Below are 2,298 nucleotides of genomic sequence, written 5' to 3' on the forward strand. Positions count from 1 at the left end.
GCGCCGGCTCGTCCTCGGACGGCGGGTCCTCACAGAGCACACGCAGTGCCCGGGCGGTGAGGTCGCGGACCCCCTCGGGAGGGAGCACGCCGTCGATCATCCCGCGGCGGGCGAGGTTCTCCGAGACCTGGACGCCCTCGGGGAAGGGCGCGTCGTAGAGCGCCTCGTAGACGCGCGGGCCGAGGAACCCGATCAGCGCGCGGGGTTCGGCGACGGAGACGTGGCCCAGCGAGCCCCAGGAGGCGAACACCCCTCCGGTGGTCGGATGGCGCAGGTACACCAGGTAGGGCAGTCCCGCCGACTTGTGCCCGGCGACGGCGGCGGAGATCTTGACCATCTGCAGGAAGGCGATGGTGCCCTCCTGCATGCGGGTCCCCCCCGACGTCGGGGAGGCCAGGATCGGCAGGCGTTCGGCGGTGGCGCGCTCGATCGCGGAGACGATCCGCTCGGCCGCCGCGATGCCGATCGATCCGGCCAGGAAGTCGAACTCGCAGGCGATGAACACGACCCGCCGACCCAGCAGTCGTCCTTCGCCGGTGATGACGGACTCGTCCACCCCGGAGTCCCGCGCCGCGCGCTCGAGGGAGGCCTCGTAACCCGGGACCGAGTCGACCTGGGGCGAGCGCAGCGGAGCGGAGTCCCAGGACCGGAACGACCCGTCGTCGAGGACCATGTCGAGGATCTGCAGAGCTCCGGTTCGCGCCATGGACGCATCGTACGGTGGGCGCGTTCACCAGCAGGTATCGTCGGTCGCGGGGTGCAGGGTAGTACCCCCGCGGCGCACCGGACCGCGACGTACCAGGAGGCCCCGCCGCCATGATCGACACACGCAGGGACGGTTCCGTCGCCGTCGTCACCATCGACCGGCACAGCACCCGCAACGCCCTCGACGCGGAGGTGTGCACGGCCCTGCGGGAGGCGATCGAAGCCGCGGGTGCCGCGGCAGAGGGCGAGGACCCGGTCCGCGCGATCGTCGTGACGGGGGCGGGGACGGCCTTCTGTGCGGGAGCCGATCTGTCCGGCGGCGTGTACAACCTCAACTTCTACGACGCCCACGCGGGGATGCTCAGGGCGGTGGAGTCGGTGCCGGTCCCCGTGATCGCGGCCGTCAACGGGCCCGCCGTGGGCGCCGGGGTCCAGCTCGCCCTGGCCGCCGACCTCCGCGTGGTGGCACCCGGCGCGGTGTTCGCCGTCCCCGTCGTCAAGGTGGGCCTCGCGCTGGACAACTGGACGATCAAGCGGCTCGCCAACGTCGTCGGGGGCGGGCACGCGCGGTCGGTCCTCATGACCGCTCGTCCGGTCGGGGCGGAAGAGGCGGCCCGGATCGGGCTGGCCAACGAGATCGGCGGCCTGGACACCGCGATGGAGCTGGCGGCCGAGATCGCGCGGTTCGCCCCGCTCAGCCTCCGGCACATCAAGTCGGTGATCAACGACGACGACGCCCGGCTCCTGCCCCGCGAGGAGCACACCGAGCTGCAGCAACTGGCCTGGCACAGCGAGGACATGGCCGAGGCCCGCGCCGCCCGCGAGGAGAAGAGGCCTCCCGTGTTCCGCGGGAGATGACCTGACCGTCAGCGGGCCCGGACGGATACCATTCCAGCGCCCGGATCCCGCCGACGTGGCGACTGGCATACGCCCCGGGGACCGGTGACTGCAGGGGGAGAGCCGCGGATGGCCGCCAGGCACAGTGCGTCGACGCAGAGGGAGAGTTCGACGGCGCGCAGGGTCGTCCAGGTGGGGCTGGGGTTCCTGGCGGCGGTCCTCGTGATCGGGGTCGTGGTCGCGGGCCTGTCCAGGGCCGGGGTGGGAGGATTCTGCGTCGACGCTGCCGATGTCACCGTGGCCACCGAGCCCGACATCCTCGCGCATGTCGAGACCCTCGCGGACGAGGCGGGGGGATGTCATGCGTACGAGGTCTCGGCGGTCTCGTCCGCCGACATGGCGGCTCGGGTCGCCGCCCGTCAGACCCTCCCGGACATCTGGGTCCCCGATTCGGCGATCCGGCTCGCTCAGATCTCCCAGGACGTCCAGATCCCGTTCGAGACCGTTCTCAACTCCATCGCGTCGACCCCGGTGATCATCGCCTCGCGTGGGCCCGGGCCGGACATGCCCACGTGGACTTCGGCGCTCTCGATGCCGGGACTGGCGATGGGGGACCCGGTCCGGTCCGGTATCGCGGACGCCCCCATCCTCGCGGCGACCTCCGAGGTCGAGTCGATGCGCTCGACCTCGGAGGCGCTCGCCGCCTCCATGGCCGTGCTCGCGCAGGGCCGGGCGGGGCGCGCGGACGTGCCGCCG

2 protein-coding genes and 1 pseudogene are annotated in these 2,298 nt (G+C 72.5%); 2 read left to right on the forward strand and 1 reads right to left on the reverse strand.

The genetic code is table 11. From position 1 onward, the window contains the following. Positions 1 to 706, reverse strand: a 706-nt coding sequence (locus G6017_RS12405; protein WP_277819600.1) for an acetyl-CoA carboxylase carboxyltransferase subunit beta, incomplete at its 3' end; no start/stop codon positions are given. 110 nt (positions 707 to 816) lie between these two features. Here G6017_RS12405 and G6017_RS12410 point away from each other — a divergent pair. Together G6017_RS12410 and G6017_RS12415 are read left to right on the forward strand one after the other, a co-directional pair. Next, on the forward strand, positions 817 to 1,563 hold the full coding sequence (locus G6017_RS12410) for an enoyl-CoA hydratase (RefSeq protein WP_179524674.1): 747 nt from the start codon (positions 817 to 819) through the stop codon (positions 1,561 to 1,563). 108 nt (positions 1,564 to 1,671) lie between these two features. After that, a pseudogene (locus G6017_RS12415) lies at positions 1,672 to 2,298 on the forward strand (substrate-binding domain-containing protein); the annotation flags it as partial.

It is taken from the genome of Dietzia sp. B44, assembly GCF_014145245.1.
GTDB lineage: Bacteria > Actinomycetota > Actinomycetes > Mycobacteriales > Mycobacteriaceae > Dietzia > Dietzia natronolimnaea.